The 14,134-nt window shown below is 73.4% G+C and carries 16 protein-coding genes; 6 read left to right on the top strand and 10 right to left on the bottom strand.

All coding sequences use genetic code 11. The features are described from left to right. Positions 1–6 precede the first annotated feature (6 nt). From F8568_RS19130 to F8568_RS19105, 6 genes are read right to left on the bottom strand one after another with little or no spacing between them, the layout of a single operon-like run. Positions 7–327: a hypothetical protein gene (locus tag F8568_RS19130; protein ID WP_151594923.1), complete on the bottom strand. Its 321-nt coding sequence runs from the start codon at positions 325–327 to the stop codon at positions 7–9. After that, positions 324–779, bottom strand: coding sequence for a hypothetical protein (locus tag F8568_RS19125; RefSeq protein WP_202125146.1), 456 nt, complete (start codon positions 777–779; stop codon positions 324–326). Before F8568_RS19125 ends, F8568_RS19130 begins: the two co-directional genes overlap by 4 nt. Further along, positions 776–1,486, bottom strand: coding sequence for an ABC transporter ATP-binding protein (locus F8568_RS19120; RefSeq protein ID WP_328600952.1), 711 nt, complete (start codon positions 1,484–1,486; stop codon positions 776–778). The genes F8568_RS19125 and F8568_RS19120 overlap by 4 nt, the downstream gene beginning before the upstream one ends. Then, positions 1,483–2,193 (bottom strand): ABC transporter ATP-binding protein, encoded by a 711-nt coding sequence (locus F8568_RS50465; protein WP_151594922.1) that lies wholly within the window; start codon positions 2,191–2,193, stop codon positions 1,483–1,485. Before F8568_RS50465 ends, F8568_RS19120 begins: the two co-directional genes overlap by 4 nt. Next, on the bottom strand, positions 2,174–4,285 hold the full coding sequence (locus F8568_RS19110) for an ABC transporter permease subunit (protein WP_151594921.1): 2,112 nt from the start codon (positions 4,283–4,285) through the stop codon (positions 2,174–2,176). The genes F8568_RS50465 and F8568_RS19110 overlap by 20 nt, the downstream gene beginning before the upstream one ends. Beyond that, a complete protein-coding gene (locus F8568_RS19105) occupies positions 4,285–5,658 on the bottom strand; it encodes an ABC transporter substrate-binding protein (protein WP_151594920.1) in 1,374 nt (457 codons plus the stop codon). Before F8568_RS19105 ends, F8568_RS19110 begins: the two co-directional genes overlap by 1 nt. A 303-nt stretch (positions 5,659–5,961) precedes the next feature. Between F8568_RS19105 and F8568_RS19100 the strand changes: the two genes are divergently transcribed. Continuing rightward, the gene (locus F8568_RS19100) at positions 5,962–6,504 is read left to right on the top strand and encodes a carboxymuconolactone decarboxylase family protein (RefSeq protein WP_151594919.1); all 543 of its coding nucleotides are present in this window, start codon (positions 5,962–5,964) and stop codon (positions 6,502–6,504) included. Here F8568_RS19100 and F8568_RS19095 read toward each other — a convergent pair. After that, complete coding sequence (locus F8568_RS19095) at positions 6,501–7,487, bottom strand: NADPH:quinone oxidoreductase family protein (protein WP_151594918.1); 987 nt, start codon at positions 7,485–7,487, stop codon at positions 6,501–6,503. The genes F8568_RS19100 and F8568_RS19095 overlap by 4 nt on opposite strands. A gap of 113 nt (positions 7,488–7,600) precedes the next feature. Between F8568_RS19095 and F8568_RS19090 the strand changes: the two genes are divergently transcribed. Together F8568_RS19090 and F8568_RS19085 are read left to right on the top strand one after the other, a co-directional pair. Beyond that, positions 7,601–8,278, top strand: coding sequence for a TetR/AcrR family transcriptional regulator (locus F8568_RS19090; RefSeq protein WP_151594917.1), 678 nt, complete (start codon positions 7,601–7,603; stop codon positions 8,276–8,278). Between the two features lie 50 nt (positions 8,279–8,328). Continuing rightward, positions 8,329–9,156, top strand: a complete 828-nt coding sequence (locus F8568_RS19085; protein WP_151594916.1) for an acyl-CoA thioesterase — start codon at positions 8,329–8,331, stop codon at positions 9,154–9,156. A gap of 49 nt (positions 9,157–9,205) precedes the next feature. Here F8568_RS19085 and meaB read toward each other — a convergent pair whose 3' ends face one another. From meaB to F8568_RS19070, 3 genes are read right to left on the bottom strand one after another with little or no spacing between them, the layout of a single operon-like run. Then, on the bottom strand, positions 9,206–10,084 hold the full coding sequence (gene meaB / locus F8568_RS19080) for a methylmalonyl Co-A mutase-associated GTPase MeaB (RefSeq protein WP_151594915.1): 879 nt from the start codon (positions 10,082–10,084) through the stop codon (positions 9,206–9,208). A 43-nt stretch (positions 10,085–10,127) separates the two neighbouring features. After that, complete coding sequence (locus F8568_RS19075) at positions 10,128–11,282, bottom strand: thiolase family protein (RefSeq protein WP_151594914.1); 1,155 nt, start codon at positions 11,280–11,282, stop codon at positions 10,128–10,130. Beyond that, a complete protein-coding gene (locus tag F8568_RS19070; protein WP_202125144.1) occupies positions 11,275–11,478 on the bottom strand; it encodes an AMP-binding enzyme in 204 nt (67 codons plus the stop codon). The genes F8568_RS19075 and F8568_RS19070 overlap by 8 nt, the downstream gene beginning before the upstream one ends. 53 nt (positions 11,479–11,531) lie before the next feature. On the opposite strand from F8568_RS19070, the gene F8568_RS19065 reads away from it, so the two are divergent. From F8568_RS19065 to F8568_RS19055, 3 genes are all read left to right on the top strand, one after another. Further along, complete coding sequence (locus F8568_RS19065; RefSeq protein ID WP_151594912.1) at positions 11,532–12,299, top strand: SDR family NAD(P)-dependent oxidoreductase; 768 nt, start codon at positions 11,532–11,534, stop codon at positions 12,297–12,299. After that, positions 12,296–13,048 carry an SDR family NAD(P)-dependent oxidoreductase gene (locus F8568_RS19060; protein WP_151594911.1) on the top strand — a complete coding sequence of 251 codons (753 nt, stop codon included), beginning with the start codon at positions 12,296–12,298 and terminating at the stop codon, positions 13,046–13,048. Before F8568_RS19065 ends, F8568_RS19060 begins: the two co-directional genes overlap by 4 nt. Positions 13,049–13,140: 92 nt before the next feature. Then, on the top strand, positions 13,141–14,121 hold the full coding sequence (locus F8568_RS19055; protein ID WP_151594910.1) for a ferredoxin--NADP reductase: 981 nt from the start codon (positions 13,141–13,143) through the stop codon (positions 14,119–14,121). Positions 14,122–14,134: the final 13 nt, after the last annotated feature.

Genomic DNA, 14,134 nt, shown 5'->3' with positions numbered 1-14,134 from the left:
TTCCCTTCAGTCGGAGGCGGGCAGGGGCTTGGCCGTCTTGAGGGTCATCGGGACGCCCCCGCAGGTGAGTTCGCCCGCTCCGGAGCGGGTGCAGAGGAGTTCGAGCGTCCCGTCGGCGTCCACGTAGCGCTTGCCGAGGAGGGTCGCCGCCTCCCCTCCCCCGGGCTTCGCGGGCGCGGCGTCCCCCCGCGCGGAGGCGGGCACCATCGGGCTCCCGCCGCAGGCGATCTCCGGCGCGCCGCCCGCGGGGGCGCGCACCACGATCACCCGTGTGTCGCAGACGGTGCTGGCGAGCTGGTCACCGGTGCGCGGTGCCGGTGCGGTCACTTGCGGACCTCCTTCTCGAGCAGGCGGTCGGCGAGCTGGGCGATGTCGTAGGACTGCCGGGCCATCCAGAAGCGCAGGAACCCGGTCAGCGAGTAGCGCAGGAACAGCGCGGACCCGGCGACCGCTGCGGTGACGCCGCCGAGGCCGAGCGTGATGGCGTCCCGCTGCAGGAGCGGGTCGCGGGTGCCGTGGGACACGAGGTAGGCGGTGACGGCGAGCGCCACGCCGGCGACCATCAGCACCCCGCCGAGGCGCAGCCAGAGCGCGGCGCGGCCCGCCGCCGGGTCCGGGATCTTCAGCTCGGCCAGCTCCTGGACGAAGCGGTCCGCCCGTGCCTGCGCGCCGCGCGGCTCCTCCGCGGCCTGGGCGCCGCGCGCCTCCTGCGGGGCGTCCGCGCCGGACCCGCGCTCCTCGCGGCCCGGCTCGGTGGGTCTGGTCTCGGTCGGGCTCATGTGGAACTCCCCAGGTAGAGGGCGGACAGGTCGGCGCGGAGCCCGTCGTCGGGACGCCCCCGCCGTTCGATCCGGCCGCGCACCAGCACGGCCGCGTGGTCGGCGATCCCGAGGACGGCGGCGGCGAACTGCTCCACGACCAGCACCGCCACCCCCTGGCGGGCGACCTCGGCGACCTGCTCGTACAGCCGCCCGACGACCAGCGGCGCCAGCCCCATGGACAGCTCGTCCAGCAGCAGCACGGCGGGGTCGGTGGCGAGGCCGCGGGCGAGGGCGAGCATCTGCTGCTCGCCGCCGGACAGGGTCCCGGCGATCTGCGAGGCGCGCTTGGCGAGGACGGGGAACCGCGTGAAGGCGATCTCCTCGATCTCCGCCCGGCTGCGGCCGGTGAAGGTCATCATCAGCAGGTTGTCGCGCACCGACAGGTTGGGGAACACCCCGCGGCCCTCGGGGATCAGGCAGACCCCGGCGCGGGCCAGGTCGCGCGGGCGGGCCCCGGTCAGGTCGCGCCCGCCGAGCAGCAGCCGGCCCGACTCGACCGGATGGACCCCGGCGGCCACCCGCAGCGTGGTCGTCTTGCCGGCCCCGTTCGGGCCGAGCAGCGCCACCACCTGCCCCGCGGCGACGCTCAGGCTCACCCCGTGCAGGACGGTGATCCGCTCATGCGCGGCGCGCACGTCGCGCAGTTCGAACACGGCGCTGGTCACGACTCCCCCAGGTACGCGGCGAGGACGGCCTCGTCGCGCCGGACCGCCTCGGGCGGCCCGGCGGCGATGACCTTGCCGAGGTCGAGCACGTGCACCTCGTCGCACACGCTCATGACGAGGCCCATGTCGTGCTCCACCAGGACGACGGCGGTCCCGTCGCCGGCCAGCGACCGCAGCAGCGCGGCGAACCGCTCGGTCTCCCCGGCGTCCTGCCCCGCGGCGGGCTCGTCGAGGAGCAGCAGCGTCGGCCGGACGGCGAGGGCGCGGCCCACCTCGACCAGCCGCGCGACGCCGGTCGGGAGCGCGTCCGCCAGGACGTCCGCGACCTCGGCCAGCCCGATCCTGTCGATGATCTCCTCGACGAGGCGGGCGGCGTGCCGCCGGCCCGGGCCGAGCTCCGCGGCGACGAGCAGGTTGTCGCGGACGCTGAGCCGGCCGAACAGCTCCAGCCGCTGGAAGGTGCGGGCGAGCCCGTGCCGGGCCCGCCGCGCGGGCCCCTTGCGGGTGACGTCGCGGCCGTCCATCAGGACGCGTCCGGCCGACGGCCGCCGCAGTCCGGACACGACGTCGAACAGGGTGCTCTTGCCCGCTCCGTTCGGGCCGATCAGCCCGGTGACGCGGCCCCGTTCGGCGGTGATGCCGACGCCGTCGAGCGCGAGGTTCCCGCCGTAGGCGACGGTCACCCCCTCAACCTCGAGCGATGCCACGGGCCAGCACCTCCCCGTCCTCGGCGCGCCAGGGACGCCGCACGCCCCACCACTCGACCGGGACCTCCGGTTCGGCCGGGGACCGCAGCCGCGCCGCCGCGTACTCGCGCAGCGCGAACGCCACGACCAGGACGCCCGCCAGCAGCACCCAGCCGTTGACCGCGTCCAGGATTCGCAGCAGCCACGCCAGCGCGAGAGCGCCCAGCAGGGCCGGCAGGACGACCCGGTCGCGGGCGACCGGGTCCCACTCGCGCCGGAACCGGGTCACGATGCCGTCGGGGCTGCCGGCCAGCCCCATCCCGGCCAGCGCCGGGGCGATCGCCACGAGGTTCGGCGTCCAGGACGCCAGGTCGAGCAGGATGTTCGGCCCGACGAACGCCGTCCCGGCGAACAGCCCGTTGCCCACGTATCCGAGACCGCCGATCACCGCGATCAGGAAGATCGGCAGCCCGGCCACCAGGTTGAACTGGTCCGCGGTGATCGTGCGCATCTGCATGCCGTAGAGCGCGCCGCCGAGCCCGGCGATCCCCGCGGCCAGCGCGAAGACCGCCACCCGTGCGACCAGGAGGTTGCCGCCGAGCGTCGCGTAGGCGGCCTCGCTGTCGCGCAGGGCGATCAGCCGCCGCCCGAACCGGCCGCGGCGCAGCGCCGCGACGCCGAGCGAGACCAGCGCGAGGCAGACGGCCGAGAACACCATCAGCCCGCGCTCGCCGTCCAGCCGCAGGCCGAGCATCGACGGCCCGTGCACCTCCAGGGAGCCCTGCTCGAACAGCGCGATGCGCACGCCCAGCACGTGGAAGGACGGCAGCGTGAAGATCCACCGGTCGAGGACCACCGTGAAGGCCGCCGTGCCGAGCGCCAGGTACACCCCCGAAAGGCGCAGCGCCGGCAACGCGATCAGCGCGCCCGCCACCGCCGCGACCAGCACCGCGACCACCAGCGCCCACGGCTGCCCGTGCGCGCCGAGGTGCGCCCAGACGACCGCGCCGATCCCCGCCATGCTCAGCTGGCACAGCGAGATCTGGCCCGCGTATCCGGTCAGCGGGACGTACGACAGCGCGACCACGCCGAGCGGCAGCAGCGGCCCGAGGGTGATGAGGTCCGTGCCCTGCAGGACGGTGGCCAGCACCACGCCGAACACCACGACGGTCCCGGCGAACACCAGCGCGCCGCGCATGGACGGCAGCGGGACGGGCGCCAGCCTCCGGTCCCGGCCGCGCAGCCGCCGGTGCGGGAACAGCAGCAGGGCCAGGAACAGCAGTAGCGCCGGCGCGGCCAGCCGCAGCCCGGGAAGGTAGTCGTTCTGCGGCAGGTAGCCGGTCAGGTAGCTCTCCATGCAGCCGACGACGACCGCGCCGAGGAACGTCAGCGGGAGGCTGCGCAGCCGCCCGAAGATGGCCGCGGTGTAGGCGCTGACGATCAGCAGGGAGAGCTGCTGCGCGTCCAGCGCGACGGCCGGCGCGATGAGGATGCCGCCGACCGCCGCGAGCTGCGTGCCGAGCACCCAGGCGACCCGGTTCGCGCGCACCGGGTCGGCTCCGGTGAGCCCGGCCAGCGCCCGGTCGTCCACGGTGGCCCGCATCTCCGCGCCGGTCCGGGTCCGGTTCAGCAGGGCCCAGAGGCCGGCGGCGACCGCCACGGCGACCGCCATGGTGAGCGCCTGGTGCCAGGTGATCGTGACCGATCCCCAGTGGATCGGCGTCCGGTCGGCGAAGAACGTCGGCAGCGGCCGGGCCACGTTGGGGTCCCAGATCCACCGCGCGGCGGCGATGAGGCCGCTCAGCAGCGCGACCATCATCACCATCCGCTCCGCCTCGCCCAGGTGCTGGACGGGACGCAGCAGCACGCGTTCTATGAACAGCCCCAGGGCGGGCGCGAGCACCAGCAGCACCACGGCGAGGGCGACCGGGACCGGCCATCCCCAGCCGTCGGACAGCTGCCAGTAGGCGAACGCCGCCAGCATGCCCGCCGCGCCGTGCGCGAAGTTGAACACGCCGGTGGTGACGTAGGTGAGCACCAGGCCGCTGCCGATGACCGCGTAGATCGCGGCGGTGCTCAGCCCGACGATCGTGAAGGCGAGGAACTGGTCCATTACTTGAAGTCGTTCATGCTCTTACCGACATCGGCGAGGGTGAGCGGCTTGCCGAAGTTGCCGACGTACTTGTGCGTGGGGGCGCCGCAGCGGTACGCCCCCTTGTTGGGCTTGAAGTCGGCCGGCTTCCAGCCGTCCGGTGTGGCCTTCTCCACGTTGAAGCAGTCCAGCGGGGCGTCCTTCTTGGTGAGGTCGACGGGGGCCTGCAGACCGCCGCCGGTCCATGCGGTCTCCTTGCGGGCCGCCTCGTAGGCGCACTTGCGGGTCAGGTCGTCTCCGCAGGTGGCCGCCGACTTGGCGAACAGCAGCCACGCCGAGAAGCTGCGCAGCGCGACGCTCGTGACGTCCGCCCCGGGGGCGTACCTCTTGTAGAGCGCCTGCAGCTTCTGCGTCGCGGCGTTGTCCGAGGCCGTTTCCAAGGGATGCAGGCCGCTGAGGTCGACGAAGTTGTTCTGGGCCTTCAGGGACGGACCCGCCAGCTTGATGAACTGGGGGAGGTAGGAGTTGTTGTTCGCGTCGATCCAGTCGAGCTTGTAGTTGATGCCGGTGAGGATCTGCTCGAGCTTGGCGAGGCTCGTGAAGTCCCCGAAGAAGATGAGCCCCTTGACGCCCTTGCTCTTGATGGCCTGGGCGTAGGGGGTCCAGTCCGAGACGCCGGTGGCGGGGTACAGGTCGTTGTAGGCGAGGTTTCCGCCCATCGCCTTGATGGACTCCTGCGCCTGGCCGCCAAGGCCCTTGGTGACGGGAGAGTCGCCCGCGATGAGGCCGACCGAGCCCTTCGAGCCGGGGTAGGCGTCGTTCAGCAGCCACTCCCAGTAGCCCTCGTACCGGTTGTAGGAGGCACCGCCGGTCTGGGCGATCTGCAGGTCCGAGCCGTTGTTGTTGATCATGCTCACCTGGGCCGGGAAGTCGGGCAGCAGGCAGGAGAGCCGGTCCTTGGTGCCCATGCCGTCGAGCCCGGCGGCGCCGCCGACGAGCGCGAAGTCCTGCTTGCAGGACTCGAGCATCCGCTGCCGGACCTCCATGAACTTGGCGTCCCGGATGTGCGGGACGAGCTTGCGGCCCTTGATGCCGCCGAGCTCGTTGCACCAGGACGTGAACACCTTCGCGGAGTTCACCAGTTCCGGGTTCTTGGTGAAGCCGACGTCGCTGAAGACGCCGACGTCGATCTCGCTCTTGGTGACGCCCTGGGCGGGCGACTTGGTCGGGCTGCCGGGCCCGCACACGTCCTTCAGATCGCCGAAGTCGGCCGAGACGGCCTGTTTCGGTGCCGTGCCCTGCGTCGGCTCCTCGTCGCCGCCGCCGCTGCGGCCGCACCCCGCGGCCAGCAGGGCGACCGCCGCGAGGGCGGCTATGGTCGTCGGCGTTCTCACGGATTTCCTCCTCGGTGCTTCCCCCCGAGTGGCTGGCGGAGCAGGTGGTCGCCGACCCTCTGGCGTCGTCCTCTTGCTGCAAGGAAACTAGCTTCTCGTATGTTGAGAATCAAGCATCCGCATGCGCAGAACTTCTTGATCGCCTAGGCCGCGCCCGCCTGACCCCGTACGGCGACCGGGTCCGGCGAGAGCGCCGGCAGCCCGGCGGGCCTCGGCCGCAGGTCCGGCGTTGACGGCCGAACCGGCAGCGTGAGAATCTTCGAACCGAATTCGAGAATATAGTTCTCACGAGAGGAGCCGACCATGCGCCTGCCACCGCTGCCGGGTGAGCAGTGGACCGAGGAGGAGCGCGCCGCGCTGGGCGTGCTGCTGCCCGAGCACCTCATCAACCCGCGCGGGGCGGGCAACGCGCTTTCCACGCTGGTCCGCAACCCGCGTCTGACGAAGCGGTTCCTGCCGTTCAGCGGCTACATGATGATGCGCTCGACCCTTCCGCCCCGGCTGCGTGAACTGGCCGTCCTGCGGGTCGCCCGGCTGCGCGACTGCGCCTACGAGTGGACGGAGCACGTGAAGCTCGCGGCGAAGGCCGGCCTGTCCGAGGACGAGATCGAGGCGGCCGGCCGCGGCGAGGCCGCCGGCGAGCTGGAGAGCGCGGTGCTGCGGGCCGTCGCCGAGCTCCACGGCGACTCGACCGTCTCCGACGCGACCTGGGCCGTGCTCGGCGAGCACCTCGACGAGCGCCAGCTCATCGACCTGGTCTTCACGGTCGGCACCTACGCCATGCTCGCGATGGCCTTCAACACCTTCGGCGTCGAGCCCGACGAGCCGACCGACAGGCGGCTCTAGGCCCCGTGCGGGACGTCCGGGTCCGCGGGCACGATCAGGACCTTGCCGGCCGAGCTGCGCCCGGCGACGGCGGCGAGCGCGCCGGCCGCGTCCTCCAGCGAGTAGACGGCGTGGATGTGCGGCTTCAGCTCGCCCGTCGCGAACAGCCGGGTCAGCTCGGCGCGGCCCCGCGCGAGGGCGTCGCGGTCGTGCCGGGCCCAGCCGCCGAACTCGAAGCCGCGCACGCTGATCCCCTTCAGCATGACGAGGTTGAGCGGGATGCGGGGGATCTCGCCGGCGGCGAAGCCGACGGTCACGTAGCGCCCGCCCCAGCGCAGCGCGCGCAGGGCCGGTTCGGCGTGCGCCCCGCCGACCGGGTCGAGCACCACGTCGGCGCCGCCCGCGCCGGCCAGGTTCCGCTTCAGATCCTCGTACGGCAGGGCGTCGTCCGCTCCCTCGGCGCGGCACAGGCCGCGCTTGCGCTCCGACGACGCGACGGCGATCACGCGCGCGCCGAGCAGGCGTCCGAGCTGGACGGCGGCGAGGCCGACACCGCCCGCCGCGCCGAGCACGGCCAGCGTCTCGCCCGCGCGCAGCTCCGCGACGAGCGTGAGGGCGTGGTAGGCGGTGGCGTAGGAGACCCCGGACGCGGCGGCGGCGCGGAGGTCGACGTCCGGCGGCAGCACGGTCAGGCTGGCCGCGGGCACCACCACGCGCTGGGCGAAGGCGCCGACGAACACCGAGCCGGACACCGCGTCGCCGGCGGCGAACCCCTCCACGTCCGGCCCGACCTCGACGACGCGTCCCGCGAACTCGCTCCCCGGCGTGAAGGGGACCGGGGCGGCGACCTGGTAGGCCCCCTGGATGATGAGGATGTCGGCGAAGTTGACGGCGGCGGCCCGGACGTCGACGACGACCTGGCCGGCGCCGGCGACCGGCTCGGGGATCTCGCCCACCGTCAGGTCGTCCAGGGAACCGTGCACGGTGCAACGCAGCGCTCTCACAGTTGGAGAGAATAACATTCTCTGAATAAGAAAGTAGTGATCTCGTCGCCTTCCGGCGCTGGAGGGGTAAGACTGCGAACGTCATCCCGGCTGCGTGCAGTAAGGTTCTTGACATGGCACAGAAGACGGATCCGCCCGCGAGCGCCCCGGCCGAGGAACCGGCCTGGAAGCAGCGCGCGGTCGAGCGCTCGACCAAGGCCGCCAAGCTCCGCGCCGAGCAGCGGGTGGAGCGCTTCCTCGACGCGGCGCAGGCGATCATCACGGAGAAGAACACCACCGACTTCACCGTGCAGGAGGTCGTGGACCGCTCACGGCAGTCGCTGCGCAGCTTCTACCAGCACTTCGACGGCAAGCACGAGCTGCTCCTCGCCCTGTTCGAGGACGCGCTGCGCCGGTCGGCCGAGCAGATCCGGGCCGCCGCGGCCGGGCAGTCCGATCCGCTGGCCCGGCTCAAGGTCGCGGTCACGCTGCTGTTCGAGCTCTCGCGGCCGGACCCGTCCGCCCAGCGCCCGCTGTTCACCGACTTCGCACCGCAGCTGCTGACCTCCCACCCGGCCGAGGTCAAGATCGCGCACGCGCCGCTGCTGGTCCTGTTCACCGAGCTGATGACGGAGGCCGAGGCCGCCGGGCAGCTGCGGGAGGGGACCAGCCCGCGCAGGGCGGCCGCCCTGGTGATGCAGACGGTCCTGTTCGTCGCGCAGTCGAACGGCGTCGCCGAGGACGAGAGCGCCCACCCGCTCGAGGCCGACGAGGTCTGGGACTTCTGCGCCCTGGGGATCTCCCGCGGCTGACCCCGAGAATCTCATTCTCATATCTGGAGAGCTTTACTATAGTCGAAGGCATGTCCGATCTCTGGAGCGATCTCCTGGCGTGCCTCGACCTCACCGAGCCGGCCCCGGCCCGGTCCGCCGGCGCCGAGGGCGTGGTCGCCGTGTTCGAGGGGGGCAACCAGCGGCTTGGCTACCACCGCCTGTTCGGCGGGCAGATCCTCGCCCAGTTCGTCCGGGCGGCGGCGCTCGCCTGCCCGGGCAAGGGCGTCAAGTCCCTGCACGCGCTGTTCCCGCGTGAGGGACGCACCGACGAGCCCGTCCGCTACGAGGTGGAGCGCCACCGCGAGGGTGGCACCTTCGCGGTCCTGACGATCCGGGCGCTCCAGGACGCCGGCGCCATCGCCACCGCCTCGGTGTCCCTGCACGCCGCCGAGGACGGGCCCGACCACCAGACGGTCCCGAAGCCGCCGTCGGTCCTCGGCCCGGAGCACCGCGTGGAGATCGGCCTGCTGCCCTGGGAGACCCGCGCGTCCGCCGATCTGGACTCGGCCGCCTCGGGCCCGCCCGAACTCGACCTCTGGATGCGCATCCCCGACACCGACGCGGCCTGTGCGCCGGCGCTGACCGCCTACGCGACCGACCTCAGCCTCATCGGCACGGCGCTCCGGCCCGTCGAGGGCGTCGGGCAGCGGGACGCCGGCACCGCGTTCACCTCGGCCGTCACCTCGCACACGCTCTGGTTCCACCGCCCGTTCCGCACCGGCGGCTGGCTCCTGCTGCGCCAGCACAGCCCGATCGTCGCGCACGGACGCTGCTTCGGCAGGGGCGACGTCCTCACCGAGGACGGCGCGCTGGTCGCCTCCTACGCGCAGGAGGCCCTGCTGCGCTTCCACCGCTGAGCCGCTGAGCCGCGGAGCCGCTGACGGCGGTCGACGCCCCCGACCGCCGTCAGTCCGCCGGCTCGGAAGGGCGGCGGAGGAGCTCCCGGGCGGCGGTGTACGGATCGCGGCGGCCGGCGGCCACGTCGTCCGCGAGTTCGGTGAGGGCCGAGTGGGCGCGCAGGCGGCTCTGGGCCAGGGAGAGGATCTGGGCGCGTGCGCGCTCGGTCCGGCGGCCGGGGTCGTCCGCCCGGGCGTGGGCCTCGACCGCCTCGACGAGCCGGGGCAGGCCCTCCCCCTTCGTCGCGACGAGGGTCAGGATCGGGGCGGCGGTCTCGGCGCGCAGGTCCCGGACCGTGCGTTCGGCGCCGTCGCGGTCGGCCTTGTTGACGACCAGGACGTCCGCGACCTCCAGCAGGCCGGCCTTCGCGGCCTGCACGGCGTCCCCCGCCCCCGGTGCGAGCACGACCACGACGGGGTCGGCGACGGAGGCGACCTCGATCTCCGACTGCCCGACGCCGACCGTCTCCACGACGACCGGGTCGTAGCCGAGCGCGGCCAGCACCCGGACCGCCGCGGGCACGGCGGCCGCCAGCCCGCCGAGGTGCCCGCGGGCGGCCAGCGAGCGGATGAGCACGCCGGGGTCGGCGGCGTGCGCGGCCATACGGATCCGGTCGCCGAGCAGCGCCCCGCCGCTGAACGGCGACGACGGGTCCACGGCGAGCACCGCCACCCGCCGCCCGCGGCCCCGGTAGGCCCCGACGAGGGCGGCGACCGTCGTCGACTTGCCGGCGCCGGGCGGTCCCGTGACGCCGACGACGCGCGCGGCGGCCGGCCCGAGGACGTCGAGGACCTCCTCGCGGCGCTCGCCCTCGACCAGGCTGAGCAGCCGTCCGGCGGCCCGGACGGAGCCGCCGCGCGCCTCGGCGACCAGCTCGGGGACGTTCACCGAGCCGAGGCCTGCGGGGCCACGGCGTGCACGGCGTCCGCGGTCACGGCGCCGGGACCTCGATGACCGTGGCCGAGCCCATCCCGCCGCCCGCGCACATCGCGGCGACGCCGATGCCGCCGCCGCGCCGCCGCAGCTCGTGCACCAGCGTGACCAGCATGCGGGCGCCGGTGGCGGCGACCGGGTGGCCGAGCGAGCAGCCGCTGCCGTTGACGTTCACCCGCTCCGGGTCGAGCCCGAGCATGCCGACCGTGGCGACGCACATGGACGCGAACGCTTCGTTGATCTCGAAGACCTCGACGTCGTCGGGCTTGAGCCCGGCGCGCGCCAGCGCCTTCGGGATCGCCTTCGTCGGGGCGAGGCCGGTGATGGCGGGGTCGACGCCGACCGACGCCCACGACCGGACGGTGCCGAGCACCGGCAGGCCCTGCCGGGCGGCGAGCCCGTCGCTCGCGAGGACGAGCGCCGCCGCGCCGTCGTTGCTGCCGCAGGCGTTCCCGGCGGTGATGCTGAAGCCCTCGATCTCCGGGTGCAGCGGCTTGAGGGCGGCGAGCTTCTGCATGGACGTGTCGCGCCGCGGGTGCTCGTCGACGGAGAACGTGCCGTGCGGCGTCTCGATGGGGACGATCTCGTGCTTGAACCGGCCCTCGTCGATGGCGCGGACCGCGTTGCGGTGCGAGCGCAGCGCCCAGGCGTCCATCTCCTCGCGGGACACGCCCGCCTTGACGGCCGCGTTCCAGCCGACGGTGATGGACATGTCCAGGTTCGGGGCGTCCGGGCGGTCGGGGTGGGTGGGCGGGTTCCACGGGTCGACCCACTCGCCGCCGTCCCGGAAGCGGGACTTCGGCGACGTGGACGCCGAGTTCACGCCGCCGGCGATGACGAGCTCGTCCATGCCCGCGCGGATGCTCGCGGCGGCGTCCTGGACGGCGGCCTGCCCGGCGGCGCAGTGCCGGTTGCAGGCCTGCCCGGCGACGGAGGTGAGCCCGGCGGTGATCGCGGCGTGCCGGGCGACGACGCCGCCGCCGTACAGGCCCTCGCCGAGGATCACGTCGTCGACCAGGTCGGGGTCCAGCCCCGAGGCGGCGGCGGAGACCACGTGGTGCGCCAGGTCGTAGGCGGTGGTGTCGCGCAGGGTCCCCTTGAAGGCGGTGCCGACGGGGGTGCGCAGGGCGGCGGTGATGACGGCTTCAGGCACTGGTGCTCTCCAACGTTGTGTCCAATCCGGCCGGCAGGACGCGGCGCAGCGGCTTTCCGGTGTCGGTCTTCGGGAGTTCGGCGCGCAAGACGATGTCGTCGGGCGTCTTGGACGACCGCAGCCGCTCCCGAGCCCAGCTCTTGATCTCCTCCGGGTCGCCCGCGGCCGCCATCTCCGCGATCACGGTGATGTTCATGAGAATGCTATTCTCTCTCATCAAGATTTCTACTTGCAAGAGAGGGTAACGCGATGCAGATCGAGGGCAGCTCCGCGATCGTCGTCGGCGGCGCCGGCGGGCTCGGCGAGGCCACCGTCCGCCGCCTCCACGCGGCCGGCGCGAAGGTGGTCGTCGCCGACCTCGCCGACGAGAAGGGCAAGGCGCTGGAGGACGAGCTCGGCGTCCGGTACGTGCGCACCGACGCCACCGATGAGGACTCCGTCCTCGCGGCGCTGGCCGAGGCGGAGGCGGCGGGGCCGCTGCGCATCTCCGTGGACGCCCATGGCGGGCCGGCCAGCGGCGGCCGGCTCGTCGGCAAGGACGGCTCCCCGCTGGACCTCGCCGGCTTCCGCACGACCATCGAGGTGTACCTGACCGGTGTCTTCAACGTGATGCGCCTGGCCGCCGCCGCGATCGGCAAGCAGGAGCCCGCCTCCGAGGACGGCGCCCGCGGCGTCATCGTCAACACCGCGTCCATCGCCGCCTACGAGGGGCAGATCGGCCAGCTCCCCTATGCCGCCGCCAAGGGCGGGGTCGTCGGCATGACCGTCGTCGCCGCGCGCGACCTGTCGCCGCTCGGCATCCGCGTCGTCACCATCGCGCCGGGGACGTTCCTGACCCCGGCCTACGGCAAGGCGGGCGACCAGCTCGAGGCGTACTGGGGGCCGCAGGTGCCGCACCCGAAGCGCATGGGCCGCACCCCCGAGTACGCCGCCCTCGTCCAGCACATCTGCGAGAACGACTACCTCAACGGCGAGGTCATCCGGCTCGACGGCGCGCTGCGCTTCCCGCCGAAGTGACCGGACCCCTCACCGGCAAGGTCGCGTTCGTCGCCGGCGCCAGCCGGGGCATCGGGCGGACGGTGGCGCTGGCGCTCGCGGAGGCGGGCGCCGGGGTCGCCGTCGCCGCGCGGTCCGAACGCGAGGGCCGGCTGCCCGGCACGATCCATTCGGTCGCCGAGCGGATCACCGCGGCGGGCGGCCGCGCCCTCGCCGTGCCCTGCGACGTCACCAGCGAGGAGTCGGTCGGGTCGGCGGTGGCGGCGACCGCCGAGGCGTTCGGCGGCATCGACATCCTGATCGCCAACGCCGGCGTCCTCTGGCTCGGCCCGGTCGAGTCGACGCCGCTGAAGCGCTGGCAGCGGTGCCTCGACGTCAACCTGACCGGCGTCTTCCTGGTGACGAGGGCCGTCATCCCGCACGTCAGGGCGCGCGGCGGCGGCTCCCTGGTCGCGGTGACGACGTCCGGGGTCGGCATGACCGACCGGGGCGCGAACGCGTACTGGGTCTCCAAGGCCGCCGTCGAGCGCCTGTACCTCGGCCTGGCCGCCGACCTCGCGCCCGACAACATCGCGGTGAACTGCCTGGCGCCGTCCCGTGTCGTCGTCACCGAGGGCTGGCTCGCGGGAGGGGGCGGCAGGGAGATCCCCGAGGAGATGGTCGAGCCGCCGGAGGCCATGGGGAGGGCGGCGGTGCTGCTGGCCGCCCAGGACGCGAGCGGGATCACCGGGACCGTCCAGCGTTCGGAGTCCCTCCCCGAACGCCCTTGAACGCGGGCCGGGGTCTCGGCCGGCGGGGCCCCGTGCTCCCGATCACGTGCAGAGAATTGCATTCTCTGTACTAGAGAAGCTAGATTTCATATATGGCGCACGACCATGGCTTCCATCCGGTCCGGATCACGCGGATCATCGACGAGACGCCCGACGCGCGGACCTACGCGCTCGACGCGCCGTTCCCCTACCGCGCGGGCCAGTTCCTCACGTTCAAGGCCTGCGGCACCCTGCGCAGCTACTCGATGTCCAGCTCGCCGGACACCGACACCGAGCTGCGCACGACGGTGAAGCGGGTGCCGGGCGGCCTGGTCTCCAACTGGATGCTCGACAACCTGCGGCCCGGCGACCTGGTCGAGGTCACCCGGCCGGCGGGCGCGTTCTGCCTGCGCGAGACCACGGCCCCGCTGGTGGCGTTCTGCGGGGGCAGCGGCATCACGCCGATCGCGTCGCTGGCCAAGAGCGCGCTCGCCACCACGCAGCGGCGCGTCCGGGTGCTGGCGGCCGACCGGGACGGCGCCTCGGTCATCTTCGGGGACGAGCTCGCCGAGCTGGCCGCCCGGCACCCCGGGCGCTTCGAGATCGAGCGCCACCTCGACGCCGAGCGCGGCCTCGTCACCGCCGACCGGGTGCGCGGCTTCACCGGCCCCGACCAGGACGCCGACTTCTACATCTGCGGTCCGGCGCCCTTCATGGACCTCGTGGAGAGCACCCTGCAGTCGCTGGGCGTGGAGGAGGGCCGCATCTTCATCGAGCGGTTCGCCACGGCCGACGAGGCGCCGGCGGGCCCGGAGAAGGAGGGCACCGTCACCATCTCCCAGGGCGGCAAGAAGAAGACCGTCCCGCAGCGCGCCGGCGAGACGCTGCTGCAGAGCGCGCGCAGGGCGGGGCTGACGCCGCCGTTCTCGTGCGAGGCGGGCAACTGCGCCACATGCATGGCCCAGGTGACCGAAGGAGAGGTCAAGATGCGCGCCAACAACGCGCTGGAGGAGGACGAGATCGCCGAGGGCTGGGTCCTCACCTGCCAGGGCGAGCCGACGACCGAGCACGTCACCGTCGTCTATGAGGACTGACGTGGGCGTTCGG

It is taken from the genome of Actinomadura physcomitrii (assembly GCF_008923205.2).
Classification (GTDB): domain Bacteria; phylum Actinomycetota; class Actinomycetes; order Streptosporangiales; family Streptosporangiaceae; genus Spirillospora; species Spirillospora physcomitrii.
The sequence above is the reverse complement of the archived record's forward strand: the minus strand, read 5'-3'. Positions and strand labels throughout refer to the sequence as shown.